Below are 26284 nucleotides of genomic sequence, written 5' to 3'. Positions count from 1 at the left end.
GGCACGCCGCCCACGGCATCGAACCCGGCCGCGACTCAGCCGGCGAGCAGTTGCTCCTGCGAAGGCCGCTCATCGACGGCGCTCCGCCGCGGCCAGTGCGACAGCGCGCGCTCGGCCATGGCCGTGATCGTGAGCGACGGGTTCACGCCCGGGTTCGCAGGCACGGCCGCGCCGTCGACGACATGCAGGCCCGGATACCCCCACACGCGGTGGTACTGGTCGACCACACCGCGGTCGGGCGAGCCCGAGACGACCGCGCCACCGAGGAAGTGCGCCGTGAGCGGGATGCCGAAGACCTCGGGCCACGACCCCCGCGCCTCGGTGTGCAGGCCGCCCGCCGCCTCCATCTGCGCAGCGATCGCCTCGGCGGCACGGTGCGCCCCGGGCAGGTGACTCGGGTTCGGCTCGCCCTCGCCCTGCGCGCTCGTGAGCACCCGGCGGCCGAGGCGGCGCCGCAACGAGAGCGTGAGCGAGTTGTCGGCGGTCTGCATGACGAGCGCGATGATGCCGCGCTCGCTCCAACGGCGTAGCGACCCCAGCCGAAGGGCCGTGAGGGGATGCCGCAGCGCGCCACCCACGAGCGCACCGAGCCGTGCACCGAGCGATCGGTCGCCCGGCACCATGCCGGTCGCGAGCGCACCCATCAGGTTCGAGCCGGGCCCGTAGCGCACGTTCTCCACGTGGGTGCGCTCGTCGACGTGGAACGACGTCGTGATCGCGACGCCGCGCGCGAGGCCCAGCTCGCCGGGCACCGACACGGCGACGGCGCCGTCGAGCGCCTCGGAGTTCGTGCGGGTGAGGCGGCCGAGCGCGTCGGAGAGGCGGGGCAGCACCCCGGAGTCCTTCATGCGGTGCAGCAGCTGCTGCGTGCCCCACGTGCCGGCGGCGAACACGACCTGCTCGGCGCTCACGGTGCGGCGGCCGCGACCGAACCACGCACCGCTGCGGGCAGTCGTCACGTCGTACCCGCCGCCCGCGCGCGGCCGCACCTCGACGACGGTGCGGAGCGGTTCGATCGTCGCGCCGAGGCGTTCGGCGAGCGCGAGGTAGTTCTTCGCGAGCGTGTTCTTGGCACCCACCCGGCAGCCCACCATGCAGTTGCCGCAGAGCGTGCAGCCCGTGCGGTCGGGCCCCTCGCCGCCGAAGAACGGATCGGGCACCGTCTCGCCGGGGGCGCCGAAGAACACCCCGACCGGCGCACGCCGGAACGAGTCGCCCACGCCGAGGTCGTTCGCGGCGCCCTGCATGATCCGCTCGACGGGGCCCTCGTGCGGGTACTCCTCGACGACGCCGAGCATGCGCTTCGCGGTCGCGTAGTGCGGGGCGAGCTCGTCGTGCCAGTCGGCGAGGTCGGCCCATTGCCGGTCAGCGAAGAACGCGGGGCCCGGTTCGTAGAGCGTGTTCGCGTAGTTCAGCGAGCCGCCGCCGACGCCCGCACCGGCGAGGATCATCACGTGCGGCAGCTTGTGGATGCGCTGCACCCCGTAGCATCCGAGCGCCGGCGCCCACAGGTAGCGGCGCACGTTCCACGACGTCTTCGCGAAGTCGTCGTCGGCGAAGCGGCGCCCGGCTTCGTAGACGTGCACGCGATACCCCTTCGCCGAGAGCCTGAGCGCGGCGACCGAGCCGCCGAAGCCCGAGCCGACGATCACGACGTCGTGGTCGAAGGCGGTCATGCGGATGCCTCGGGGTCGGCGTGCACTTCGCCTGCGGAGGCCTCAAACGCTGGCGCTTCGTCGGCGGGCACGAGCACCGTGAGCGCACCGGACACGACGCGGATGCTCGCCCGGCCCGTGCCGACGCGCTCGCCGTCGGCGTAGACGATGAGCCCGGGGGCGTCGACGTCGACGGTCGCGACGCGGGACACCGTGACTTCGGGACGCTCGACGTGCGTGCCACGCAACAGCAGCGGGAAGAGCCGCACGAGCTTCGCCCGGCCGAGCGGTCCGACGTGGGTGACGTCGAGCAGGCCGTCGGCGGGGTCGGCGTCGGGACACACGGGCATGCCGCCGCCGTAGCTGCGGGTACTGCCCACGGCGATGAGGGTGCCGGGCGCCGGCTGTCGCGTGCCGCCGTCGAGGCCGACGTCGAACGCGGTGGGCTTCAGCCGCGCGAGCTCGATGAGCAGGGCGAGGTAGTACCGCGCCCGTCCGCGCGGCCAGCGCAGGCGGTTGGTGCGCTCCGCGACGTGGGCGTCGAATCCGATCGCCGCGACGGTGAGGAACCGCCGGATCCCGGCCGACGACTCGATCTCGCCGACGTCGATCGCGCGCGATCGTCCGTGCACGGCGAGCTCGGCGGCAGCGGCTGCCGCCCCGGCACCCTCGAACGGCAGCCCGAGCGCGCGGGCGAGGTCGTTGCCCGTGCCCGCCGGCACCAGCGCGATCGGCACGCCCGACCCGACGACCGCGTCGAGCACCGACGAGAGCGTGCCGTCGCCGCCGACGACGACGAGCGCGCGCGGCCGGCTCGCGACCGCCTCGTGCGCGAGCCGCTGCGTGTCCTCGACGGAGTCGCCGCGGTGCACCCGCACCTCCGTCGCGAGCTGCTCGAGCCGTTCGACCGCTCGCGCCGCGGCATCCGCCCCGCGCCCGCGACCCGAGGTCGGGTTGACCAGCACCGAGATGTGGCCGGCCACGTCAGGCGTTCCCGGTCGTCGTGGGGGCGGCGGCGGATGCGGCATCCCGCGTCTCGCCCGGCGGAGTGCCGACCGGCGCAACCGGCGGTGCCGACGCCGCACCCACGAGCAGCGCACCCGGGTTCATGATGCCCGCGGGGTCGAGCTCGGCCTTGACCGCGCGGAGGATGCGCAGGCCGACCGGCCCGACCTCACGCTCGAGCCACGGGGCGTGGTCGCGACCGACGCCGTGGTGGTGGCTGATGGTGCCGCCGCCCGCCATGATCGCGTCGTTGACGGCGGACTTCACCGGTTGCCAGCCGGCGAGCTGGTCGCCCTTCAGTACGGCGAGGATCGTGAAGTAGAGCGCGGCGCCCGTCGGGTAGACGTGCGAGACATGGCAGAGCACGAGCGACTTCGCGCCGAGCGCGGCGAAGCCGTCGGAGATCGCGGCGGTCACCTCGCGCTTCAGCCGCTCGAGGTTCGACCAGGTCGTCGCCGTCTCGAGCGTCTCGCAGAAGACGCCGTGGTCGAGCAGCGCGTCGCGCAGGTACGGGGCGTTGAACCGTCCGTGCACCCATTCCTCCGCGGCGGCGGGGCCGGTCGAGGTGCCTCCGGCCTCGCGGAGCACCTGCGCCGTGCGCACCTGCCGCTCGGCGGCGAGCTCGGCGTCGCCCTCGAAGACCGTGACCGCGCTCGCGCCCTTGGCGAGCGCCTTGCCGATGCGGCCGACCTGGGCGAGCGAGACACCCGTCTCGGCCTCGTCGGAGAGCCGGATGACGGTCGGCCCCGTGCCGAGCTGCGCGACCCGGCGCAACGCGTCGGCGCCGGTGGCGAAGTCGGGGAAGGTCCACGCCTCGGCGAGCCGCACCGCGGGCACTGGGCGCACGCGCAGTCGCACCTCGGTGATCACGCCGAACGCGCCTTCGGAGCCGAGGAAGAGCCGCAGCAGGTCGGGGCCGGCGGCCGATCCCGGCGCACGGCCGAGGGCGAGTTCGCCGGTCGGGGTGGCGACGCGGAGGCCAGTGACCATCGCGTCGAAGCGCCCGTTGCCGGCCGAGTTCTGGCCCGACGAGCGCGCGGCCGCGAACCCGCCGAGCGTCGCGTACCGGAAGCTCTGCGGGAAGTGCCCGAGCTCGAACCCGTGGTCGCCGAGCAGCCGCTCGGCCTCGGGGCCGGTCGTGCCGGCGAGGAGCACCGCCTCGCCGCTCGTCTCGTCGAGGGAGACGAGCCCCGTCAGCCGCCGCAGGTCGAGCGCGACGACCCCGCGATGCGCGCCGCGCTCGGGGTCGAGGCCGCCGACGACGCTCGTGCCGCCGCCGAAGGGCACGACCGCGAGGTCTCGCTCGCCCGCGACGCGCAGCACCGCGGCGACCTGGTCGTGGTCGGCGGGCGAGACGATCGCGTCGGGGGCGCCCTGTCGTCGGGCCCGTCGACGCAGCAGGTCGGGGGTCGAACGGCCGCCGGAGTGACGGATGCGCGACTCGTCGTCGATCGCGAGATGCCCGGCGCCGACGACCGCGGCGAGCGCGGCGAGGTCGTCGTCGTCGAGCCGAGTCGGAGCGAGCTCGACGTCGTCGAGCGCGACGGCGGGCTCGGGCTTCGGCACGCGACCGAGGACCATCGGCAGCAGGGCGCGCACCGCGAGCGGGAGCTCCTTCGCCTTGGCGGGATCTCCCCAGCCGTTCCAGCGCATGGGAGCGGGCTCCTCGCGGGCTCTCACAGCACCGGCCGACTGGCCGTTCCAGCGCATGGGGGGTTCACCGGCGGGCTTCACGGGCGCCCTGTCGTCACCATCGACCATGCGTTACAGTGTGACACATCATGGAAGATCGTCAAGTGCTCGAGCTCGACCGTCCGGTGTGGGACGAGACCGAGTCGCGCATGCTCGACGCCGCCGCCGAGCTGATCTCGGCACGTGGCGTCGGCGGAGTCACCGTGGCCGAGGTCGCGCGCAACGCCGGCGTCAGCCGGCCGACCGTGTACCGGCGCTGGGCGAGCGCCGACGAGATCGTGCGAGCGACCCTCGTGCGGGCGACCGTGGCGCTCATCGAGCGGTTCCCCGAACCCGCGACCTCGCGCGACGAGATCGTGCGCGACGTGCTGCGCTTCGCCGAGCTCTTCCGCGCCGACCCGCTCTTCGGCCGGCTGCTCGAGCGCGAGCCCGAGGTGTTCACCCGCTACACGCTGCAGCGCATCGGCACGAGCCAGCGCGTCATCCTGCAGTGGATCTCGGTCGCGATCGCCGAGGCCCAGCGCGGCGGCACCGTGCGCGAGGGCGCGCCGGGCGACCTCGCCGTCATGCTGCTGCTCGTCGCCCAGTCGGCGATCCTCTCCCACGACACCGTCTCCGCCCTCATCGACGAGCCGCATTGGAGCAACGAACTTTGGCACGCCCTCGACGGACACCTGCGTCCCTGACCTCCTCCCCCGCCCCGGCGCCGGCGCACTCGTCGACGCTCGACGCCGCACGGCGCCGCCGCGAGCTCGAAGCGCTCGCCGACCGCACGACGCCGGTCGACGTGCTCGTCATCGGCGGCGGCGTCACCGGCGCGGGCGTGGCCCTCGACGCCGCGAGCCGCGGCCTGTCGGTCGTGCTCGCCGAGGCGCACGACCTCGCGTTCGGCACGAGCCGGTGGAGCTCGAAGCTCGTGCACGGCGGCCTGCGCTACCTCGCCACCGGCGACGTCGCGGTCGCCCGCGAGAGCGCCGTCGAACGGCACGTCCTGATGACCCGGGTCGCGCCGCACCTCGTGCGCAGCCTCCCCCAGCTGCTGCCGTTCACCGCTTCGACGTCGTCGAAGCAGCGGGCGATGGGCCGCGTCGGGCTCGGACTCGGCGACGGGCTGCGCATGCTCGCGCGCACGCCCGCGAGCGTGCTCGCGCACCCACGACACGTCGGCACCGCCGAGGCGCTCGCGCTGGCGCCCGGGCTGCGACGCGAGGGCCTGCGGGGCGGCATGCTCTCGTTCGACGGGCAGCTCGTCGACGACGCCCGGCTCGTCGTCGCCCTCGCCCGCACCGCTGCGGCCCACGGCGCGACCGTGCTCACCAGAGTTCGCGTCTCGGATGCGACGGCCGACTCCGCGACGCTCACCGACACGGTCACGGGCGAATCCCTCACCCTCCGGGCCCGCGCGGTGGTGAACGCCGCGGGGGTCTGGGCCGGCGAACTCGACCCCGGCATCCGGATGCGCCCGAGTCGCGGCACGCACCTCGTGCTCGACGCCGCCGTGCTCGGACACCCGACGGTCGCGCTCACCGTGCCGCATCCCGGATCGGTCAGCCGGTTCGTGTTCGCCCTGCCGCAGCAGCTCGGTCGCGTCGTCGTCGGACTCACCGACGAGGAGGCGCCCGGGCCGATCCCCGACGTGCCGCAGCCCGAGGAGCAGGAGATCGACTTCCTGCTGCGGACCATCTCGTCGGCGCTCGCACGCTCCCTCGGGCGCAGCGACGTGCTCGGCGCGTTCGCCGGCCTGCGCCCGCTCATCGACACCGGCGGCAACGGCGGCGGCACGGCCGACATCTCCCGACGCCACCACGTCGCGGTCTCGGCGTCGGGACTCGTCAACGTGCTCGGCGGCAAGCTCACGACCTACCGCGCGATGGCGCGCGACGCGGTCGACCTCGCCTGCCGGCACGCCGGCCTCGATGATACGGGCTGCCGCACCGCCGAGCTCGCCCTCGTCGGTGCACCGGCGTCGGCCGTGCCGTTCGCCGGCGCCGACGCGGCGCCGGCCGGGCGATCGACGGCGGCTCACGACGGCGAAGCGCCCGCCTCGCTCGCGGCCCGCTTCGGCGCCGAGGCATCCACCGTGCTCGCCCTCGCCCGCTGCGACCGCCCTGCCGACCGCGTCGCGCCGGGCATCGATGTCACCCGCGCCGAGATCGAGTTCGCGGTGGGGGCAGAGGGCGCGCTCGACGTCGACGACGTGCTCGACCGCCGCACCCGCATCGGGCTCGTCGCCCCCGACCGCGAGCGCGCGCACGACGCGGTCGCGGAGTTGGTCGCGGAGGCGACGGCCCGGCTCAGCTGACACGACGACGGGCCGGACACCTCACCCGAGGCATCCGACCCGTCGTCCGACGAGCGCGATCGTCAGCCGAGCTCGAAGGCCTGCACCTCCGCGAGCTGCAGGCGGTAGTAGCCGAGTCGGCCCTCCTCGGCGGTCGGCCGGCCGAGCTCGGTGACCGCGAGCCGCACGTGGCGCGCCTGCACGGTGTCGAACCGGTAGGTCTGGGGCCGCGGGCCCGGGTCGGCCTGTCCGGTCACCTGCTTCACGGTCGTCCAGTTCACGCCGTCGTCGCTCACCTGCAACGCGAACGCCTTCGGGAAGTGCGCACCGTCGGTGCCGTCGGCCGCGGGGTCGTCGGCGGTGGCGGTGCGCGGGTAGACGACGACGGTGTTCACCGGCTTCGCCTCGCCGAGGTCGAACGCGACCCACTGGTCGACGCCCGTCTGCGAACGGTCGGGACCGTTCGACGTGTAGCCCTTCGCGCCACCCGCGACGCTCTCGCGCTTGCCGTCGACGAGGTTCGCCGTGCTCCACGCGGGCGCCGACTGCAGGCTCGTGCGGGCGGTCGCGACCGAGCCGGCGAGCACGTTCGCGGCGGCGTCGAGACCCGGCGTCGCCGGCAGCACCCAGACGTCGGCGATCGAGGGGTCGTAGCCGCCGTCGACGTCCTGGAAGCGCAGTCGCACCTTGCCGTCGGCCGTCGCCGCGGACGGCTCGACCAGGAACTGGTAGGCCATCGTTCCCGCGCCGCCAGCCGTTCGGGCGTAGCGCTGCTCGAACACCGTCGCACCGTCGGCCGACACGTCGTACGTCTTCTGACGCGCCCCGTCGAACGTCTCGACCGCGCGCACCACGAACGGTTCGCCCGCCGGCACCGCGACATCGAACTCGAACCAGCCGCCCGGATACGACGTGTGCGTGTAGCGGCGGGTGAGGCCCGCCTCGCTCGAGGTGCCCGAATGCTCGGAAGCCGTGAGGCCGTGCGAGCGCTCCGACTGCGCGAGGCCGAGGTCGACGTGGTCGACGACGATCGCCGGGGCGTTCGTCAGGCCGACCGCGAGCGTCGCCGAACCGCGCTCGTCGGTCGTCGAGCCGACCGACGCCGTGAGGGCGACATCGCCTGCGGTCACCGTGTACGGCACGCTGACCTCGACGGATGCGGCTGATGTCGCTCCGGCGGCGAGGTCGACCTCGGCCGTCGCCGCGCTCCAGCCCTCGGGGCCCTCGACGCGCAGGGCGCCCGTGCGAGCGTCGTCGCTCAGGTTCGCGAGGTCGACCGTCACCGCGACGACGTCACCGGGATGCGCCGCCGCCGGCTCGACCGTCACGGCCTGCACCACGACCGGGGCCGACACCACGAGCTCGGCATCGACCGGGATCTCGACGTCGGTGCCCTCGTATCGGTAGTTCAGCGAACCCGTCAGTCCGTAGCGACCGGGCTCGGTACCTGCCGGCACCGTCACGTCGAAGTCGAACGTCGAGGTCGCGCCCGGCGCGAGCTGCGGCAGGCGCCGCTCGTCGACGGCGGTGACCGTGAACCCGTCGTCCGAGACGAGCTCAGCCTCGACCTGACCCAGCTTCTTCTTTCCGGTCACCTCGACCGCGATGCTCGCGCGTGCCACGTCGCCCGGGAAGACCCCGTCGGCCGGAGTCGTGAGCGAGACCTCGGCGCCGGCGAGCGTCGCACAGGCCTGCGTGAGCTTCGCCGCCGCCGGTTCGAGGATCGCCTGCAGCGCGTCGGCCGTCTCGACGGCGAGCGCACCATGGTCGACCTCACGGTCGAGGTACGCGGAGATCGACTGGATCGCGCTCAGCGCCTTGTGCGCCGCCGCGGCGGTGCGCAGGTCGCGGTCGCGACCCTTCGCGTCGCCGACGTACGCGTCCCAGGCCCTGTCGGCGCGCTCGGCGAAGGTGTCGGCGTACTCGGTGAGCGCCTCCGCCTGCTCCGCCGAGAGCGAGCCGGCTTCGTCGAGTTCCTCGACCTTCGCGTCGAACGCGGCCGCCGAGTCACGGGTGTCGCCGAGGCGGCCGAGCGTCGCGTCCTGGCCGAACGCGTAGTCGCCCGATCCGACGGTGAACACGGCCGCGCCGTTCTCGTACCGCGAGAACTCGACGCCCTCCGCCGACGTGGCGGGCACGCCGCCCTCGGTGATCGCCCACCGGCTCGACGTCGGAATGCGGATCTCGGCCGTCGCGTTGGCAGGCACCGTCACGTCGAGGCGCATCGTGCCAGAGGCATCCGTTCGCCAGTCGGAGACGACGGTGCCGTACGGGGTCTCGAGCTCGTAGTCGACCGTGTCGACCCCCGCGCCCGGCTGCGGCGCCACGAGCACCTTGCGGTAGCCGGGCTCGAGCGCGGAGACGCCGGCCATCGTGCGGTACACCCACTCACCCACCGCGCCGTAGGCGTAGTGGTTGAACGAGTTCATCTCGACCGGTCCGAACGAACCGTCGGGCATGATCGAGTTCCAACGCTCCCAGATCGTCGTCGCGCCCTTGCCGATCTCGTAGCCCCACGACGGGTAGTCGGTGTTCTGCAGCAGCGTGTAGGCGATATCGGTGCGGCCGATCTTCGTGAGCGCCGGCAGCAGGCCGTCGACGCCGAGGAAGCCCGTCGAGAGGTGGTTGCCGCGTCGTGCGAGCGTCTCCTCGAACTGCGTGGCGACCGCATCCTCGAGCCCCTCGGGGATGAGGTCGTTCATGATCGTCAGGATGTAGGCGGTCTGCGAGTCGCCGCGCACGGTGCCGTCGGCCGAGACGAACGCCGCGACGTAGGCCGCCTTGATCGCCTCGTACCGCTCCGAGTACTCGGCGGCGACGTCGTCGTGCCCGAGCGCCTTCGCCATCTCGGCGAACTCGCGCGTGCCCTTGGCGAGGAACGCTGTGTCGATGACCGTGGCCGGGGTGTCGTCGTCGAGGTTCAGCCAGTCGTTGTACCCGCCGACGTTGCGGATGTGGCCGACGGCGCTCGCGTCGAGGTAGTCGACGTATCGCTTCATCGAGTCGTAGCTGTCGGCGAGCACCTGGGTGTCGCCGTACGCCTTCCAGATCGAGTACGGCACATGCACGCCGGCATCGGCCCAGCCCGCACGACCGTAGCCACCGTCGAACCGGCCCGGGATGATCGGCGCGACGCCGGGGAAGGAGCCTTCGGCGTTCTGCGTGTCGCGCAGGTCCTGCAGCCACTTCGTGAGGAACAGCTGCGAGTCCATGTTGTAGTTCGCGGTGTTCGCGAAGACGTTGATGTCGCCCGTCCAGCCCATGCGCTCGTCGCGCGCGGGGGTGTCGGTCGGGATCGAGAGGAAGTTGCCGCGCTGGCCCCAGAGGATGTTGCTCTGCAGCTGGTTGACGAGCGCCGAGTTCGTCTCGAGCGATGCGGTCTGCTCGTTGTCGCTGCCGACGACGACGCCCGTGATGGCGGACGCCGCCGGTGCCTCGTCGACGCCCGTGATCTCGACGTAGCGGAAGCCGTGGAACGTGAACTTCGGCTCCCACGTCGCCGTGCCGTCCTCGCCGAACGTGTAGTAGTCGGTCGCCTTCGCGCTGCGGAAGTTCGCGGTGTAGAGCGAGCCGTCGGGATTCAGCACTTCGGCGACCCGGATGCGGACCGTCTGCCCGGCCTCACCGGTGAGTTTCACGCGCACGTGCCCGACCATGTTCTGCTCGAGGTCGTAGACGTGCACGCCGTCGGCCGGGCTCGGCAGGGCCTTCGCGTCGAGCTCGTCGACGACCCGCACGGGCGGAGCGGTCTGCGGCTCGAGCTTCGCTGTGGCCGAGGGGCGCACGACCGCGTGCGACCAGTCACCGTCGTCGTAACCCGCCTCGGCCCAGTCGCCGACCTCGGCCGCACGCCGTGCGTCGTAGGCCTCGCCGTCGAGGAGGTCGGCCGACGTCGTCGGACCGTTCGTGGTGCGCCAGTCGTCGCCGGTCGCGACCACGTCCTCCGAGCCGTCGGTGTAGCGGATCCGGAGCTGGGCGATGAGCGACGTGTCGCTGCCGTAGATCGAGTCGCCGAACATGGCGACCCGGCCGGCGTACCAGCCGTTCGCGACCTCGGCCCCGAACGCGTTGTCGCCGTCCTCGACGAGGTCGGTGACGTCGTAGCTCTGGTACTGGATGCGCGTGTTGTAGTCGGTCCACCCGGGGGCGAGCTCCTGGTCGCCGACCGGCTCGCCGTTGAGCTGGAGTTCGTAGAGACCACGTGCGGCGGCGTAGACGCGGGCCGAGGCGACCTCCTTGTCGACGTCGAAGTCGGTGCGCAGCAGCGGCACGTCGGCGCCGTAGGCGTACCAGGCGTCGGTGTCGCCCGAGACGACGAGGTCGCCGCCCTTCAGCGTGCCGCCCGTGAACGTGCGGTCGTTCGCCGGGAAGTCCGTCTCGAGCAGCACGTCACCCGACTTCGAGGTGACCTTCGCCGCGGAGACCGTGCCGGTCTCGGCACCGCTCGTGCGGAACCCGACGAGGCCGGCCGCGGTGTGCGTGGAGACCGTGCGGGTGTCGAGCACGGCCCCGTCGACCTTCGTCGTGATCGTCGACCCGTCGACGGTGATCGAGTAGTCGTGCTTCGCAGCGAAGTCGAAGCCTGCGGGGAACGGCGTCGCCGAGAGCACCGTGTAGGCGCCGTTCGACTTCACGTGCGGGCGCAGCGACTTCGAGCTCTCGCTGAGCTGCCACATGTAGGCGTTCGATCCGTCGCGGCCGCGGAAGTAGACGCCGAGGGCGCCCGAGATCTTCGACGCGGTGAAGGTCAGCGTCGAGTTCGTCCATGCAGCCGGGATCGAGGTGTCAGCGCCGATCCAGGCGGCGCCGTTCCAGTCGTCGAGCGAGGCGAGGGCCGTCTCGAACGAGGCGGGCTTGCTCCAGTCGGTCGCGCGCCCGTCGCCGTCCCACACGCGAACCTGCCAGGCGTAGCGGGTGGCGCCCTCGAGGTCGGGGCCGCCGTAGGGCACCTCGACCGAGGTGCCCGACTCGACGCGGCCGCTGTCCCACACGTCGGGCGATTCGAGCGCGCCCGCGCTCGTGGCGACACGCACCTGGTACGCCGACTGGGTCACCCCCCGACCGGCCGAGGCGAGCTGCCAGCTCAGCTTCGGGGCCGCGAGCGGGATGCCCAGCGGCGATTTCGCGGAGTTGGTCTCGAGCCCGCTCACCGTCACCGCGGCGGCCTGCGTCGACGCCGCGAAGGCGGCCGTCGGTGCTGCCGAGATGACCGAAGCGAAGACCGTGCCGGCGACGAGCATGCCGGTCGCTGTACTGCGGAATTTGGATCGCACGCGTTTCTCCTCATTGATGAAACGTTTCAATCAGTTGCTGACAGTCGGAGCCTATCCAGCGCCCGGTGCGACGGTCAAGACCCGACCCCCGATGTCGTCGCCCTGCGCAGCGCCGCGCACACACGCCGACGGGCCGGACACCTCACCCAGAGGCATCCGGCCCGTCGTTGCAGATCGCGGCGACTACGCGGCCGCGCCGTCCTCGGCGGCCACCGCGTAGGCCGCGCGCAGCACCTGGCCGAGCCCGGCGTCGACGTTCGTCCAGTACTGGAAGAACCGCTCACGGATCTCGTCGATCGTGATCGCCCGCGCCTGGCCGAGCAGGGTCACCTGCAGGCGCTCCTTCGCCTCGGCCGAGTAGACGTCGCGGTAGAGCGTGCCGGCCTGGCCGAAGTCACTGTCGTCGGCGCGCAGGGTGTACGCGGTGCGCACGAGCTCGCCGTCGCCCTCCCACGAGCCCTCGCCGGCTGCATCGGCCGACGCGGCCGGTCCGCCGAACGAGTTCGGCGCGTACACCGGCACGCTCGGCGCGTTGTAGTGGTGGCGCTGCGCGCCGTCCTGCGAGTAGTTCGCGACGGGCGCCGCGTGCGGGGCGTTCACCGGCAGCTGGTTGTAGTTCGTGCCCACCCGGTAGCGCTGCGCGTCGGGGTAGCTGAATACGCGCGCCATCAGCATCTTGTCGGGGCTGATGCCGATGCCGGGCACCGTGTTCGCGGGCGAGAACGCCGCCTGCTCGATCTCGGCGAAGAAGTTCTGCGGGTTGCGGTCGAGGGTCAGCGTGCCGACCTCGATGAGCGGGTAGTCGGCATGCGGCCACACCTTCGTGAGGTCGAACGGGTTGAACCGGTAGGTCTTCGCATCCTCGTACGGCATGACCTGCACGAAGAGGTCCCACTGCGGGAAGTCGCCGCGCTCGATCGCCTCGTACAGGTCGCGACGGTAGTGGTCGGCGTCGGCCCCTGCGATCGCCTCGGCATCTGCGGGGTCGAGGTGCAGGTCGCCCTGGCGCGAACGGAAGTGGTACTTCACCCAGAACCGCTCGCCCTCGGCGTTCAGCCACTGGTAGGTGTGCGAGCCGAAACCGTGCATCTCGCGCCACGACTGCGGGAGGCCCCGGTCGCCCATGAGGTAGGTGACCTGGTGCGCCGACTCGGGCGAGAGGGTCCAGAAGTCCCACTGCATGTCGGCGTCGCGGAGGCCCGAGCCCGGCAGGCGCTTCTGCGAGTGGATGAAGTCGGGGAACTTGATGGCGTCGCGGATGAAGAACACCGGGGTGTTGTTGCCCACGAGGTCGTAGTTGCCCTCGGTCGTGTAGAACTTCAGCGAGAAGCCGCGCACGTCGCGCCACGTGTCGGGCGAGCCCTGCTCGCCCGCGACCGAGGAGAAGCGCAGCAGCGTCTCGACGCTCGAGCCCGGCTGGAAGAGCGCCGCCCGCGTGTACTGCGAGACGTCGGCCGTGACCTCGAAGCGGCCGAACGCACCGCCGCCCTTCGCGTGCACGATGCGCTCGGGGATGCGCTCGCGGTTGAACTGCGCGAGCTTCTCGACGAGGTAGCGGTCGTGCAGCACGGTCGCGCCGTCGGCGCCGACGGTGAGCGAGTGCGCATCGCTCGCGACCGGGGTGCCGGTCTGGGTGGTCGTGTGGTTCGTCATGCGTTCGTCCTTCGTTCGTTGGCGGGCGGGTGACGATGCCGTGCCGGGGCACGGCGACGAGCACGCCGGGAGGGCGCGCTCGTCTCCCGCCGGGCAGGGCCGGCGGAAGCGGTGGGTTCGGATGCCGCGGGCTAGGCCGCCGGCTCCGCTCGGCAGTTCGCGCAGAGGCCCCAGAACGTGACCTCTGCGGTGTGGATCGCGAAGCCGCCCGCGTCGCTCGGTTCGAGGCACGGCGGCTCGCCGACGACGCAGTCGACGTCGACGACGGTGTGGCACCTCGTGCACACGAGGTGGTGGTGGTTGTCGCCGGTACGGCCCTCGTAGAGCGCGGGTGACCCGGCGGGCTCGATGCGGCGCAGGAGGCCGGCGGCCGTGAGCGCGGCGAGCACGCCGTAGACGGCCTGCAGGGACGTCGTCGGCAGGGTGGGGCGCACCCGCTCGAGCACGGTCTCGGCGTCGAGGTGGCCGGGGCCCGACAGCGCCTCGAGCACCGCCGTGCGCGGTGCGGTGACCTTCAGGCCGGCCGCGCGCAGGCGCTCGGGGGCCGTGGTCGTGTGCATGCCTTCACGCTAGCAGTTGTTTTGAATCGCTCAAAACAACACGCGGGCACTTCCGCTCGGGCACTTCCGCTCGGACGCACCGTGAAGCAGGATGAGTCCCACGCCCGGTCGACGGCGATCGGCGCGCACGATCGTGATCGAAGGAGATCGCATGGCCGAGAGCCCCCGCCCCGCAATCGACATCCCGAACGTGTCGGTCTTCGACTTCCTGTTCGGCGACCTCGACGAGAGCCGGCTCGACGCGGTCGCGATCATCGACGGCACGAGCGGTGCGACCACGAGCTATCGCCAGCTCGTCACGCACATCGGGCTCTTCGCCGGGGCGCTCGCCGAACGCGGCATCCACGTCGGCGACGTCGTCGGAGTGCTGTGCCCGAACGTTCCCGCCTTCGCGACCGTGTTCCACGGCATCCTGCGCGCGGGCGCCACCGCCACGACCATCAACTCGCTCTACACGCCCGACGAGATCGAGAACCAGCTGCGCGATGCCGGAGCACGGTGGGTCGTCACCGTGAGCCCGCTGCTGCCGGGCGTGCTCACCGCGGCCGAACGCCTCGTCATCCCGAACGAGCAGATCATCGTGCTCGACGGAGCCCCGGGGCATCCCTCGCTCGCCGAACTCCTCGGCGAAGGCAGGCCGGCGCCCGAGGTGAGCTTCGACCCCGCCACGCACCTCGCCGTGCTGCCGTACTCATCGGGCACCACCGGGCGGCCGAAGGGCGTCATGCTCACCCACGGCAACCTCGTCTCGAACGTCGCGCAGTGCCAGGACTCGATCGGCCTGAACGACGACGACCGCGTGCTCGCCGTGCTGCCGTTCTTCCACATCTACGGCATGACCGTGCTGCTCAACTTCGCGCTGCGCCAGCGGGCCTCGCTCGTGACCATGCCGAAGTTCGACCTCGTCGACTTCCTGCGCGTCGTCAGCGAGCACCGCACGACGTGGGTGTTCATCGCCCCGCCGATCGCGGTCGCCCTCGCGAAGCATCCGCTCGTCGACCAGTACGACCTGTCGAGCGTGAAGGTCGTGTTCTCGGGGGCGGCGCCGCTCGACGGCGCCCTCGCCGAGCACGTCGCCGAACGCCTCGACTGCATCGTCTGCCAGGGGTACGGCATGACCGAGACGAGCCCGGTCACCCACGTCATCCCCGTCGACCGCCCCGACCTCGACCGGTCGACGATCGGCATGCTGCTCGCGAACACCGAGGCCCGGCTCCTCGACGTCGAGACCGGTGAGGATGTCGCGGTGCCGGCGTCGCCCGACGAGGCGAGCGCACCGGGCGAGCTGCTCATCCGCGGCCCGCAGGTGATGCAGGGGTACCTGAAACGACCCGACGCCACGGCCGAGATGCTCGACGCCGAGGGCTGGCTGCACACGGGCGACGTCGCGACCGTGACCGCCGAAGGGGTCTACCGCATCGTCGACCGGCTCAAGGAGCTCATCAAGTACAAGGGCTACCAGGTGGCACCGGCCGTGCTCGAGGCCGTGCTGCTCGAACACCCCGCGATCGCCGACGCCGCCGTCATCGGCGTGCTCGACGACGACGGGCAGGAGGTGCCGAAGGCGTTCGTCGTGCTGCAGCAGGGCGCGTCGCTCGACGCCGACGCGGTCATGCAGCACGTCGCGGCCCACGTCGCCCCCCACGAGAAGGTGCGGGTCGTCGAGTTCATCGAGCAGATCCCGAAGTCGGCCTCGGGCAAGATCCTGCGCAAGGACCTGCGGGCGCGCGAGGCGGCGGCGAACGCAGGCTGAGCGGCGCCGATGCGCCCGGTGGTCGAGTAGCGAGCGGGCTCAGTACTGCAGCAGGCTGTAGACCTCGAGGTCGGTAGGCAGCGCGGCGCGGCCACCGAGGCCGTCGAGCTCGATCGCGACCGAGACGCCGGCCACGCGCCATCCCGCCCGCTCGACGAGTCGCGCCGCGGCGCCCACCGTGCCGCCCGTCGCGAGCACGTCGTCGACGACGAGCACGCGGGTGCCGGGCGGCAGCTCGCCCTCGTGCACCTCGAGCGCAGCGGTGCCGTACTCGAGCGCGTACTCCTCGGTGAGCACGGCGCGCGGCAGTTTGCCCGCCTTGCGCACCGGCAGCACGCCGACCCCCGCGGCGACCGAGGCGGCCGCCGCGAGCAGGAACCCCCGCGCCTCGACGCCCGCGAGCACGTCGAACGTGCCGGCGAACGGGGCCGTGAGCGCCTCGGCGAGCGCGTGGAACGCCTCGCCGTCGGCGAAGACCGGGGTGAGGTCGCGGAACAGCACACCCGGCTCGGGGAAGTCGGGGATGACGGCGAGCCGGGACTCGACGAGGGCGCGGGTGTCTTGCTCGTTCACCGTGGCAGCCTACTCCGGCGTCGGCATTTCAAACCTTCGACGGATGCCGCGGGCCATGCGCCCTTGCGAACATGGAAGCATCCCCCGATGTCTGGAGACTCGACCGCATGACCACCTCCCCCGCCACGAGCGCCACCCCCGCCGTCGCCGCGCCGCGCAGCCCGCTCACGCCGAAGCGCCTCTACCGCTGGCTCGCGCTCGCCGAGGTCGTCACCTGGACGATCCTGATCGTCGCGATGATCCTGAAGTACGCGGCGGGCATCGAGTGGGCCGTGCTCATCGGCGGCTCGATCCACGGTTTCGTGTTCCTCGCGTACGCGTTCCAGTCGGTGCTCGTCGGCGTCAACCAGCGCTGGAACGTCGGCCGCATCGCCTTCGCCGTGCTGACCGCGATCGTGCCCTACGCCACCGTGCCGTTCGACCTGTGGCTCGTGCGCAAGGGGCACCTCGAGGGCGACTGGCGCTTCGAGGCGACCGACCACCCGGCCGACGGCAACTGGGTGAACCGCCTGCTGCGCTGGTTCCTCGCCCGGCCGCTGCTGCTCACGGTGGTCGCCGTCGCCGGCATCGCCGTGCTCTTCGCGGTGCTGCTCATGATCGGCCCGCCCAAGGTCGGCTGAGCCCGCCCGCAACCCCGGCCCAACCGCCCCACGCTTCTGCCCTGCCGCGCCCCGCCCTGCCCCACCCCGCCCGCCTCCGGCCGCGACTCGCCAAAAGGTGCTGTTCATTGCGCGATGAGCAGCATCTTCTGGCGACTCGCGCGGGCGCCACGCGGGCGCCACGCGGGCGTCGCGCGGAGGATGATGGACGCATGCCCATCCTCAACAAGGACATGCAGGTCTGCATCTCGCTCGCCGGCCGCCCGTCGAACCTCGGCACGCGATTCCACAACTTCCTCTACGACGAGCTCGGCCTGAACTTCATGTACAAGGCGTTCACGACCGACGACATCGAGGGTGCGGTGCGCGGCATCCGTGCGCTCGGGTTCCGGGGTGCGAGCATCTCGATGCCGTTCAAGGAGGCGGTGATCCCCCTCATCGACGTCGTCGAGCCGTCAGCCGCGGCGATCGAGTCGGTGAACACGATCGTCAACGACGGCGGCGTGCTGACGGGGTCGAACACCGATTTCGAGGCGATCGCGCAGCTCATCGCCGACAACGCGCTCGACCCGTCGTCGCGCGTGCTCGTGCGCGGATCGGGCGGCATGGCGAAGGCGGTCGTCGCGGCGTTCCGCGACGCGGGCTTCGCGCACCTCACGGTGCTCGCGCGCAACCCCGAGCTCGGCCCGGCGCTCGCCGCGCAGTACGGCTACGAATGGGTCGCCGACGACCCCGCGCCGGGCAGCGCCGACATCATCGTGAACGTCACCCCGCTCGGCATGCAGGGGGCGGATGCCTCGGCGCTGGCGTTCTCCGATGGGCACATCGCCGCGGCATCCGTGGTGTTCGACGTCGTCGCGTTCCCGGCGGAGACCCCGCTCATCCTCGCCGGGCGCGCCGCCGGCAAGACCGTGATCTCGGGCGCCGAGGTGCATGCGCTGCAGGCGGCGCGGCAGTTCGAGCGCTACACGGGCGTCGCGATCACGCGCGAGCAGATCGCCCGCGCAGCCGCCTTCTCCCGCGAAACGGCGGGTTGAGGAGCGCGCGCCTCGCCCCGGTGGTCGAGTAGCGCGCGACGAAGGAGCACGCGTATCGAGACCCCGTCACCGCGCACTCGCCCCAGCTTGTGTAGGAACTTCTCGCCGACACGCCGTGCGTCACCCACCGACTCGCCGCCGTCGAAGCAGAAGTTCCTCCACTGCGGATTCGGGCTCGCATGGGGTTTCGAGACGCGTCAGCGATGCACGCGGTTGACGAGCGCCGTCCAGACGAGCGCGATCGTCGAGCACGAGAGCAGCGCGACGAACACCCACGGCAGCGCGGGCAGGCCGAGCACGCCGTAGAGAGCCGCGCCGAGCAGCGCTCCGCCGCCGATGCCCGTGTTGAACGCGGTCGTGTAGAACGACGCCGCGGCGTCGCGGATCTTCGCCGACGCCGAGTGCAGCAACCGGGTGTTGAGCATCGTCGGCAGGGCGCCGAACGCCGTGCCCCAGAGCAGGAAGCTCGCGAGGCCGACGACGGGCACGTCCGGGAACGCCGCGAGCCCCGCGGCACCGAGCCCCGTCGCGACCATCGCGACCACGAGTCCGACGGTCGGACGGCGCCCGAGCACGGCGCCCGCGAGCACGAGGCCCACCGCACCGGCGATGCCGTAGGCGAGGAGCATCGGGCTGATGGCGCTCGACGGCAGCCCCATCACGTCGGTCATGTACGGCGCGATGTACGTGTAGAAGGTGTACATGCCGACCATCGCGACCGCCGTGATGAGGCACACCACGATGACGGGCACGAACGTCGGGTCTTTGCGGATGCGCACGGGAGCGGCATCCGCCTCGCCCGCATGGTGCCGCACCGGCGGCAGGAAGCGCTGTACGAGCAATGCGCCCACAAGGGTGAGCACGCCCACCGACGCGAACGCGAGGCGCCAGCCGAAGGCCTGGCCGAGCGCGGTGCCGAGCGGCACGCCGAGCACGAACGCCGCCGACCCGCCGGCCACGCTGATCGAGACCGCGCGGGCGAGCTGCTCCTTCGGCACGAGGTGGCCCGCGTACGCGCCGACGACCGACCAGAAGAGGCCGTGCGCCGCGCCGCCGATGACCCGGGTCGCGACGACCATCGGGTAGTTCGGCGCGACCGCCGTGAGCAGGCAGCTGAGTGCGAGCACGCTCAGCGTGATCACGATCAGCGTGCGGCGGGGCACCCGCTTCGTGAGCGCGGCGAGCGGCACGGTGAGCACGACGACGGTCGCCGCGAACACCGTGACCAGTACGCCGATGAGCGGCTCGCCGACCTGGAGGCCGCTGCTCATGTCGGGCAGGAGGCCCGTCGGCAGCATCTCGATCGTGACCGAGAGGAACACGGCCGCGGCGAGCACGACGAGCCCGAGCCACGGGAACGGCGGCGCGGGCGTGACGGAGGGAACCGATGACGTCATTGAGAGACCTGCAGCGGATGGCGTACCCGCGGGCGGCGGCGGCGGGGCTCCGCGAGATGCCGGCGGCGGGTCGACTGCGCGCCGATGTGCGCGCCCAGGGTCGACGAGGATGCGACGACCGCCGTCCATCTTACCGGCGAGTGCGCGGCGGCGTCCGAGACGGCCGACGAGGATGCGACGACCGCCGTCCATCTCACCGGCGGGTGCGCAGCGGCCTTCGAGACGGCCGATCGAGGCTGCGACCACCACCGCCCATCTCACCGGCGAGTGCGCGACGGCGTTCGCAGCCTCAGGGATAGAGGGCGGCCGCCCCGTGCTCAGCGCACGAGCGCGCTCAACCAGATGATGAGGAGCCCGAGGCTCGCCGTGACGACCGCGCTGACCAGGCGCAGGTACCAGGGGCTGCCGCGGCGGGCCGAGGCCGTGAAACCGATGACCGCGAGCACGGCGACGCCGACCCAGAGCGCCGCGTAGTAGGCGACGTACTCGTCGAGCACGCCCACGACGGCGAGCAGGAGGAAGATCACCGGCAGCACCATCGCGGCGATGAGCCCGGTGGTGTGGCGCATCGACCGGCGGGCCGCGGTGAACACGGCTCGGAGCCGGGGCTCCCGGTCGCCCTCGCGAGCGAGGATGCCCGAGTACACGTGCGCGAGCCAGAACACGCCGACCGAGCCGAGCACGAAGAGCAGCACCTCGAGGTCGGTGTCGTCGTTCCAGCCGACGGCGATGACGGCGCTCACGAGAACCGTGCCATGGATCGCGTGCTCGGTGCGGAAGGTCGAAAACACTCTCCGAACCGGCGTGCGGATGCTGCTCATCACGGCTCCCCTCGGCCAGACGAACGGGGTCGGTGCTCGGATCGGAGCCTACTCGCGGCTCGCCGACCCCACCATCATCGGGCCGCCGCACCGCCCGGCCTGCTCACCTGAGCACGGCCGGTAGACTGGCACGGTCAGGCATCCGCCCGCGGCATCCGCCTCGCCGCCGTTCTCTGGAGCTCGCCACTCGTGACCGCTGAATCCCCCGCCACCATCGCTGCCCCCACGACCCCGGTGCTCGACACCGTCGAGGTCGCGGCCGCGACGCCCGAGAAGGAGCAGCCGTACGCCGCGCTGGGCCTCAAGCCCGACGAGTACGAGCGCATCCGCAACATCCTCGGCCGCCGCCCGACGAGCGCCGAGCTCGCGATGTACTCCGTCATGTGGAGCGAGCACTGCTCGTACAAGTCGTCGAAGATCTACCTGCGCCAGTTCGGCAAGAAGGTCACGCCCGACATGAAGAAGAACCTCATGGTCGGCATGGGCGAGAACGCCGGCGTGCTCGACATCGGCGAGGGCTGGGCCGTCACCTTCAAGATCGAGTCGCACAACCACCCCTCGTACATCGAGCCGTTCCAGGGCGCCGCGACCGGCGTCGGCGGCATCGTGCGCGACATCATCTCGATGGGCGCCCGCCCCGTCGCCGTCATGGACGCGCTGCGCTTCGGTGACATCGAACACCCCGACACCGCGCGCGTCGTGCACGGCGTGGTGAGCGGCATCAGCTTCTACGGCAACTGCCTCGGCCTGCCGAACATCGGCGGGGAGACCTGGTTCGACCCGACGTACCAGGCGAACCCGCTCGTCAACGCCCTCGCGGTCGGCGTGCTGCGTCACGAAGACCTGCACCTCGCGAACGCCAAGGGTCAGGGCAACAAAGTCGTGCTCTTCGGCGCACGCACGGGCGGCGACGGCATCGGCGGCGCCTCGATCCTCGCCTCTGACACGTTCGCCGAGGGCGGCCCGACCAAGCGCCCCGCGGTGCAGGTCGGCGACCCGTTCGCCGAGAAGGTGCTCATCGAGTGCTGCCTCGAGCTGTTCCAGAACGACCTCGTCGAGGGCATCCAGGACCTCGGTGCGGCGGGCATCTCGTGCGCCACCTCCGAGCTCGCCTCCAACGGCGACGGCGGCATGGCCATCGTGCTCGACGACGTGCTGCTGCGCGACCCCACGCTCACGCCTGAGGAGATCCTCATGAGCGAGAGCCAGGAGCGCATGATGGCGATCGTGAAGCCCGAGAAGCTCGAGGGCTTCCTGAAGGTCGTCGAGAAGTGGGACGTCGAGACGAGCGTGCTCGGTGAGGTCACCGACACCGGTCGCCTCAGCATCATGTGGCACGGCCAGGAGATCGTGAACGTCGACCCGCGCACCGTCGCCGTCGACGGCCCCGTCTACGAGCGCCCGGTCGCCTACCCGACGTGGATCGACGCCCTGCAGGCCGACACGGCCGCGAAGCTCGATCGTCCGGCGACGCCCGACGAGATCCGCGAGCAGTTCCTGAAGCTCGTCGGCTCGGCCAACCAGGCGGATGCCGCGTGGGTCACGAACCAGTACGACAAGTACGTGCTCGGCAACACCGCGCTCTCCTACCCCGATGACGCCGGCATGGTGCGCGTCGACGAGGAGTCGGGTCTCGGCGTCTCGGTCGCGACCGACGCGAACGGCCGCTACTCGCAGCTCGACCCGCGCCAGGGCGCGAAGCTCGCCCTCGCCGAGGCGTACCGCAACGTCGCCGTCACCGGTGCCGTGCCGATGGGCGTCAGCGACTGCCTCAACTTCGGCTCGCCCGAGAACCCCGAGGTCATGTGGCAGTTCTCCGAGACCGTCGAGGGCCTGAGCGACGGCTGCCTCGAGCTCGGCATCCCGGTCACGGGCGGCAACGTGAGCTTCTACAACCAGACCGGCGACGTGCCGATCCACCCGACCCCGGTGATCGCGGTGCTCGGCGTGATCGACGACGTCGCCCGCCGCATCCCGAGCGGATGGCAGGACGACGGCCACAACATCTACCTGCTCGGCGACACGAAGGCTGAGCTCGACGGCTCGGCCTGGGCCGGCGTCGTGCACGGCCACCTCGGCGGTCGCCCGCCGGCGGTCGACCTCGCCGCCGAGAAGACGCTCGCCGAGCTGCTCTCGGCCGCGACCATCGAGGGCCTCATCGACTCGGCCCACGACCTCTCCGACGGCGGTCTCGCGATCGCCCTCGCCGAGGCCGTGTCGCGCTTCGGCGTCGGCGCCCGGGTGTTCCTCGGCGAGGTCACGGGCGACGCCGAGATCGACCTCGCGACCGCGCTGTTCAGCGAGTCGACGGGCCGCGTCATCGTCACGGTTCCCCGTGAGGACGACGTGAAGTTCCGCGGACTCTGCGAGGGTCGCGGCTACCCCGTGCGCCGCATCGGCGTGACCGACGCCGCATCGCAGTCGCTCGAGGTGCAGGACGCGTTCACCGTCTCGGTCGACGAGCTGCGCGGCATCAACCGCGCCCCGCTCGCCGACGCGTTCGGGCCGGTCGTCGGCTACTGACGCCATGACCGGCACCGATCACTACACCGACGCGTACGCGTCGACGCACGGCCGGTTCACCGTCGTGCCCGCCGCGTACGTGCTGCTGCGCCGCACCGGTGCCGGCGGCGACGAGGTGCTGCTGCAGCTGCGCCGCGGCACGGGCTACTACGACGAGCACTGGGCGTTCGGGGCAGCGGGCCACGTCGAGGCGGGCGAGTCGCTGCCGACGGGCGCTGCGCGCGAGGCGCTCGAAGAGCTCGGCGTCGAGGTCGCTCCGAGCGCGCTCGAGCTGCTCACGCTCATGCACCGCACCGACGGCTCCGGACGGCCGATCGAGCAGCGCTTCGACGTGTTCTTCCAGGTGTGCGAGTGGTCGGGCGAGCCCCGCATCGTCGAGACGCAGAAGGCCGCAGCCCTCGAGTGGTTCGCCCTCGACGCGCTGCCCGAACCGGTCGTGCCTCACGAGCGGCAGGTGCTCGAGGGCCTGCGCGACGGGCGGCTCGAGCCGGTCAGCGTCTTCGGGTTCACGGAGGCGTCGCATGCAGGGCAGTGACTACGTGCTCATGGGCTGGGTCGCGGGCGGCGCGATCGTCGTGTTCGCGATCATCATCCTCATCGGGGTGATCATGCGCGCCGTGAAGGCACCGCCCGGGCAGCGCATGCGCGAGGCGTTCGGCCCGTTCGCCGGTGCCGGTGAGAAGTACCAGGAGCTGCACACCGGCCAGGAGGGCCTGCGCGACTCGATGATGCGCACCATCCAGGAGCAGAGCCAGCAGGGCGGCGAGCGCGACGCCGACGGCGATCGCGATCCGGCCGCGGGCCGCGGCGCAGGTGAGGGCGAGAACGCCGGCGCAGGCGTCGATGAGTCCGCTCACGACGGCGAGAACGGCGCTGCGGATGTCTCCGGCGAGGCCGGCGAGCCGCCCGCCGAGCCGAGGCCCTGAGGCGTCCGGCGGTCGGTTCGGGCGCGGCCCGGGCTGCCGCGGAGCGGGTGCCGCTCAGAAGATGAGCACACCGGCGAGGTAGCTGAGCAGCATCGTCGCGGCACCGATGCCGATCGTCCTCGTGAGCGCACGGGGCACCGATGTCCTCGCGGAGACGGCGACGAGCATGCTCGTGACCGCGAGCGACACGAGGACGGCGACGAAGACCGCCCAGGACTCCCACGCGGCGGGATAGGCGAGCAGGATGAGCAACGGCAGTGCCGACCCGCTCGCGAGCGCCAGCGCGTTCATCGCCCCGCCCGCGAGGGGCTGGAGTGCGCGCATCGGTTCCGTGATCCCGTGCTCGGTCTCGAGGTGGGCCGCGAGCGGTTCGTGGCGGTGCATCTCGCTCGCGACCTCCTCCGCGAGCGGCCCGGGCACGCCCCGCTCCTCGAAGTGCTCGGCCAGGTCGGCGAGCTCATCGGCGTCGTCACTCGCGAGGTCGCTCGCCTCGTCCGCGATGAGTGCCTGCTGGGCGTCGCGCTCCGCCGCGAGCTCGGCGTACTTCGAACCGAAGCCGGCGACGGCGCCCGCGACCATCGCCGAGACGGAGGCGACGAGCAGGGTGGTGCTCGAGGCACCGGCTCCGGCGAAGCCCTGCAGCACGCCAGCGGTGCCGATGATGCCGTCGTTGGCGGCCACCACGAATTCACGTGCACCCTCGCTCCGGTACCACCTCACAAGCGCCACCCTAGCGACCGGCCGCAATCGGCGGCTGGGGCCTCAGGCTCCCGCGGGTGGTTCGACGAGCAGGCCGACCCGGTCGGCGAGGTACCGCTCGAGCTCGGCGAGCGCGTCGGGCTGGTTCGGGTTCCAGCGCACGAACGCGTCACCGTCGCGCACGACCAGCGGCCCCGAGACCCCGTCGCGACCGAGCGTATCGAGGTCGACGGGTGCGGCATCGAAGTCGACGGTCTCGCCCTCGGCGATGCCTCCGCGCACAGCGGCGGCCTGCCATGCGCGGTGCTCGGCGACGCTGTCGGCGAGCACGCTGCGTCGCGCGGGCAGCTCGGCACGTACGACGTGTCCGGTGGCGTACGCCGAGCCGTCGGACGCGACGAGCAGCACGCCGAGACGCCACACACGGCCGAGCTGCGCCATCCGCGGCGCCCTGGCGATGCCGAGCACGCGCTTCGGCTCGACGAGCTCGGCGAGCACTTCGGTGCGCGCGCCCGCTGCGGCGAGGCTCGCGGCGGCCGCGGCGAACGACGCCCGAACCCGCTCGATCACCGCTCCGGCCGACGCCGACCCCGTGGCATCCGTCATGCCACCATGGTGCCGCGTGCGCCGGGCGGAGCGGTAATCGATCGGCCCCTCAGCCGCGCTCGACCGGATGCGGCACGGTACGCCGCCCCGGCGCGACGCCGACCCGCACGTACTCACCCGTCGCCGCCTCGGCGAGGGCGCGATCGAGCTCGTCGAGCCCGTGGGTGATGCCGACGAGCTCGTCGAGCGGCAGCGACCGCCACGACCGCTCGAGGAAGGCGACCGCCCGCTCGAGCTGCGCGCCCGTGTAGTTGTGCACACCGGTGATCGTCACGAGCCCGCGCACGAGCCGTTCGGGGTCGAGCCGCAACTCGGTGCCGGGCGACACGCTGCCGACGAGCACGGCGACGCCGCCGACGCCGACCGCGTCGACGGCCGCACGCACGGCCGGGGCCGCACCCGACGCCTCGACGGCGACGAGCAGCTCGGGGATGCCGCGGGCTGCGAGGCGCTCGATCACCGTGTCGAGGTGCTCGGGTCCGCCGCGTGGCGCCCGCGGGTCGGCCACGAGCGCACCCAGTCGACGGGCGAACTCTCGCCGCGAGGCATCCGGTTCGGAGACGATCACCTCGGCACCGGCCTCGCGCGCGATCGCGGCGACGCTGAGCCCGATCATGCCGCCGCCCGTGACGAGCACGGCGTTGCCGGTGAGCGGCACGTGCGCCGAGGCCGCGTCGAGCGCGGCGACGGCGGTCGCGGTCGCGCACGAGACGGGCGCGGCGACGAGGGCCGGAAGCTCCTCGCTCACGCGCACCACGGCGGTGCCCGACTTGAGCTGCACGTGCGTGGCGAAGCCGCCCGAGAGCTCCCAGCCCCGGTGCACCCGCTCGTGGCCGTACTTGGCGAGCGCCCGGCACTTCTGCTCGAGTCCGCGCCGGCAGCGGTCGCAGTCGCCGCAGCTCACCGCGACCGACCACACCACGCGGTCGCCGAGCTCGAGCGCCGAGCCGTCGGCGCGCACCGCACCGTCGCCGACCGCGACGATGCGACCGACCTGCTCGTGGCCGAGCACGAGCGGCGCCGGCGCCGGCCGGTCGCCGCGCACGGTGTGCACGTCGGATCCGCAGACGGTCGCCAGCTCGACCTCGACGAGCGCCTCACCCGGCGACAGTCGCACGCCGGGCGCCGCGAGCGCCTCGTGCGCCCGGCCCGGTTCGTACCAGACCATCGCGACCGGGGCGGGTCGCAGCAGCAGGTCGGGCCCCGCGACGCGCACGACGGTGTGCATCGG

At 72.3% G+C, this 26284-nt stretch carries 20 protein-coding genes; 8 read left to right on the top strand and 12 right to left on the bottom strand.

Features of this window, described 5'->3' with window-relative positions:
• Positions 1 to 35: 35 nt before the first annotated feature.
• The 3 genes from MUN74_RS10995 to MUN74_RS10985 are packed head-to-tail and all read right to left on the bottom strand — an operon-like array spanning position 36 to position 4421.
• Entirely contained in the window at positions 36 to 1676 is a 1641-nt protein-coding gene (locus MUN74_RS10995) for a GMC oxidoreductase (protein ID WP_244852110.1), read from the bottom strand.
• Entirely contained in the window at positions 1673 to 2638 is a 966-nt protein-coding gene (locus MUN74_RS10990) for a diacylglycerol kinase (protein ID WP_244852108.1), read from the bottom strand. The genes MUN74_RS10995 and MUN74_RS10990 overlap by 4 nt, the downstream gene beginning before the upstream one ends.
• Before the next feature lies 1 nt (position 2639).
• Positions 2640 to 4421 carry an FAD-binding oxidoreductase gene (locus MUN74_RS10985; protein ID WP_244852107.1) on the bottom strand — a complete coding sequence of 594 codons (1782 nt, stop codon included), beginning with the start codon at positions 4419 to 4421 and terminating at the stop codon, positions 2640 to 2642.
• 20 nt (positions 4422 to 4441) lie between these two features.
• Between MUN74_RS10985 and MUN74_RS10980 the strand changes: the two genes are divergently transcribed.
• Positions 4442 to 5038: a TetR/AcrR family transcriptional regulator gene (locus MUN74_RS10980; protein ID WP_244852106.1), complete on the top strand. Its 597-nt coding sequence runs from the start codon at positions 4442 to 4444 to the stop codon at positions 5036 to 5038.
• Positions 5005 to 6654: a glycerol-3-phosphate dehydrogenase/oxidase gene (locus MUN74_RS10975; protein WP_244852105.1), complete on the top strand. Its 1650-nt coding sequence runs from the start codon at positions 5005 to 5007 to the stop codon at positions 6652 to 6654. Before MUN74_RS10980 ends, MUN74_RS10975 begins: the two co-directional genes overlap by 34 nt.
• Before the next feature lie 62 nt (positions 6655 to 6716).
• On the opposite strand, the gene MUN74_RS10970 is transcribed toward MUN74_RS10975, so the two are convergent.
• From MUN74_RS10970 to MUN74_RS10960, 3 genes are all read right to left on the bottom strand, one after another.
• Entirely contained in the window at positions 6717 to 11906 is a 5190-nt protein-coding gene (locus tag MUN74_RS10970; protein ID WP_244852104.1) for a family 78 glycoside hydrolase catalytic domain, read from the bottom strand.
• Between the two features lie 183 nt (positions 11907 to 12089).
• The gene (locus MUN74_RS10965) at positions 12090 to 13559 is read right to left on the bottom strand and encodes a catalase (RefSeq protein WP_244852103.1); all 1470 of its coding nucleotides are present in this window, start codon (positions 13557 to 13559) and stop codon (positions 12090 to 12092) included.
• 131 nt (positions 13560 to 13690) lie between these two features.
• Entirely contained in the window at positions 13691 to 14119 is a 429-nt protein-coding gene (locus tag MUN74_RS10960) for a Fur family transcriptional regulator (RefSeq protein ID WP_244852102.1), read from the bottom strand.
• 151 nt (positions 14120 to 14270) lie between these two features.
• Here MUN74_RS10960 and MUN74_RS10955 point away from each other — a divergent pair, with 151 nt between their 5' ends.
• A complete protein-coding gene (locus MUN74_RS10955; protein ID WP_244852101.1) occupies positions 14271 to 15872 on the top strand; it encodes an AMP-binding protein in 1602 nt (533 codons plus the stop codon).
• Positions 15873 to 15911: 39 nt separating this feature from the next.
• Here the strand turns inward: MUN74_RS10955 and MUN74_RS10950 are convergent, their stop codons facing one another.
• Positions 15912 to 16445: an adenine phosphoribosyltransferase gene (locus MUN74_RS10950; RefSeq protein ID WP_244852100.1), complete on the bottom strand. Its 534-nt coding sequence runs from the start codon at positions 16443 to 16445 to the stop codon at positions 15912 to 15914.
• A 107-nt stretch (positions 16446 to 16552) separates the two neighbouring features.
• Here MUN74_RS10950 and MUN74_RS10945 point away from each other — a divergent pair, with 107 nt between their 5' ends.
• Positions 16553 to 17065, top strand: coding sequence for a DUF3817 domain-containing protein (locus MUN74_RS10945; RefSeq protein ID WP_244852098.1), 513 nt, complete (start codon positions 16553 to 16555; stop codon positions 17063 to 17065).
• A gap of 191 nt (positions 17066 to 17256) precedes the next feature.
• On the top strand, positions 17257 to 18081 hold the full coding sequence (locus MUN74_RS10940) for a shikimate 5-dehydrogenase (RefSeq protein ID WP_244852096.1): 825 nt from the start codon (positions 17257 to 17259) through the stop codon (positions 18079 to 18081).
• A 197-nt stretch (positions 18082 to 18278) separates the two neighbouring features.
• On the opposite strand, the gene MUN74_RS10935 is transcribed toward MUN74_RS10940, so the two are convergent.
• Positions 18279 to 19478, bottom strand: coding sequence for an MFS transporter (locus MUN74_RS10935; RefSeq protein WP_244852094.1), 1200 nt, complete (start codon positions 19476 to 19478; stop codon positions 18279 to 18281).
• A 317-nt stretch (positions 19479 to 19795) separates the two neighbouring features.
• Positions 19796 to 20221 carry a hypothetical protein gene (locus MUN74_RS10930; protein ID WP_244852093.1) on the bottom strand — a complete coding sequence of 142 codons (426 nt, stop codon included), beginning with the start codon at positions 20219 to 20221 and terminating at the stop codon, positions 19796 to 19798.
• A 267-nt stretch (positions 20222 to 20488) separates the two neighbouring features.
• Between MUN74_RS10930 and purL the strand changes: the two genes are divergently transcribed.
• The 3 genes from purL to MUN74_RS10915 are packed head-to-tail and all read left to right on the top strand — an operon-like array spanning position 20489 to position 23748.
• Positions 20489 to 22822, top strand: a complete 2334-nt coding sequence (gene purL / locus MUN74_RS10925) for a phosphoribosylformylglycinamidine synthase subunit PurL (RefSeq protein ID WP_244852092.1) — start codon at positions 20489 to 20491, stop codon at positions 22820 to 22822.
• Between the two features lie 4 nt (positions 22823 to 22826).
• Positions 22827 to 23357, top strand: coding sequence for an NUDIX hydrolase (locus tag MUN74_RS10920; protein WP_244852091.1), 531 nt, complete (start codon positions 22827 to 22829; stop codon positions 23355 to 23357).
• Positions 23344 to 23748 (top strand): hypothetical protein, encoded by a 405-nt coding sequence (locus MUN74_RS10915; protein WP_244852090.1) that lies wholly within the window; start codon positions 23344 to 23346, stop codon positions 23746 to 23748. Before MUN74_RS10920 ends, MUN74_RS10915 begins: the two co-directional genes overlap by 14 nt.
• Before the next feature lie 54 nt (positions 23749 to 23802).
• Here the strand turns inward: MUN74_RS10915 and MUN74_RS10910 are convergent, their stop codons facing one another.
• The 3 genes from MUN74_RS10910 to MUN74_RS10900 form a co-directional block, all read right to left on the bottom strand.
• Positions 23803 to 24429, bottom strand: coding sequence for a VIT1/CCC1 transporter family protein (locus MUN74_RS10910; RefSeq protein ID WP_244852088.1), 627 nt, complete (start codon positions 24427 to 24429; stop codon positions 23803 to 23805).
• An 81-nt stretch (positions 24430 to 24510) separates the two neighbouring features.
• Positions 24511 to 25053: a hypothetical protein gene (locus MUN74_RS10905; RefSeq protein ID WP_244852086.1), complete on the bottom strand. Its 543-nt coding sequence runs from the start codon at positions 25051 to 25053 to the stop codon at positions 24511 to 24513.
• 49 nt (positions 25054 to 25102) lie between these two features.
• A complete protein-coding gene (locus MUN74_RS10900; protein WP_244852084.1) occupies positions 25103 to 26281 on the bottom strand; it encodes an alcohol dehydrogenase catalytic domain-containing protein in 1179 nt (392 codons plus the stop codon).
• Between the last annotated feature and the right edge of the window lie 3 nt (positions 26282 to 26284).

The sequence above is a fragment of the Agromyces sp. H17E-10 genome, assembly GCF_022919715.1.
Lineage (GTDB): Bacteria > Actinomycetota > Actinomycetes > Actinomycetales > Microbacteriaceae > Agromyces.
The sequence above is the reverse complement of the archived record's forward strand: the minus strand, read 5'-3'. Positions and strand labels throughout refer to the sequence as shown.

Bases quoted from the DNA above. Each gene is read 5' to 3' on its own strand.
- MUN74_RS10995 (WP_244852110.1), bottom strand. From the start codon at position 1,676: ATGACCGCCTTCGACCACGACGTCGTGATCGTCGGCTCGGGCTTCGGC.
- MUN74_RS10985 (WP_244852107.1), bottom strand. From the start codon at position 4,421: ATGGTCGATGGTGACGACAGGGCGCCCGTGAAGCCCGCCGGTGAACCC.
- MUN74_RS10980 (WP_244852106.1), top strand. From the start codon at position 4,442: ATGGAAGATCGTCAAGTGCTCGAGCTCGACCGTCCGGTGTGGGACGAG.
- MUN74_RS10965 (WP_244852103.1), bottom strand. From the start codon at position 13,559: ATGACGAACCACACGACCACCCAGACCGGCACCCCGGTCGCGAGCGAT.
- MUN74_RS10960 (WP_244852102.1), bottom strand. From the start codon at position 14,119: ATGCACACGACCACGGCCCCCGAGCGCCTGCGCGCGGCCGGCCTGAAG.
- MUN74_RS10955 (WP_244852101.1), top strand. From the start codon at position 14,271: ATGGCCGAGAGCCCCCGCCCCGCAATCGACATCCCGAACGTGTCGGTC.
- MUN74_RS10945 (WP_244852098.1), top strand. From the start codon at position 16,553: ATGACCACCTCCCCCGCCACGAGCGCCACCCCCGCCGTCGCCGCGCCG.
- MUN74_RS10940 (WP_244852096.1), top strand. From the start codon at position 17,257: ATGCCCATCCTCAACAAGGACATGCAGGTCTGCATCTCGCTCGCCGGC.
- MUN74_RS10935 (WP_244852094.1), bottom strand. From the start codon at position 19,478: ATGACGTCATCGGTTCCCTCCGTCACGCCCGCGCCGCCGTTCCCGTGG.
- MUN74_RS10920 (WP_244852091.1), top strand. From the start codon at position 22,827: ATGACCGGCACCGATCACTACACCGACGCGTACGCGTCGACGCACGGC.
- MUN74_RS10915 (WP_244852090.1), top strand. From the start codon at position 23,344: ATGCAGGGCAGTGACTACGTGCTCATGGGCTGGGTCGCGGGCGGCGCG.
- MUN74_RS10905 (WP_244852086.1), bottom strand. From the start codon at position 25,053: ATGACGGATGCCACGGGGTCGGCGTCGGCCGGAGCGGTGATCGAGCGG.
- MUN74_RS10900 (WP_244852084.1), bottom strand. From the start codon at position 26,281: ATGCACACCGTCGTGCGCGTCGCGGGGCCCGACCTGCTGCTGCGACCC.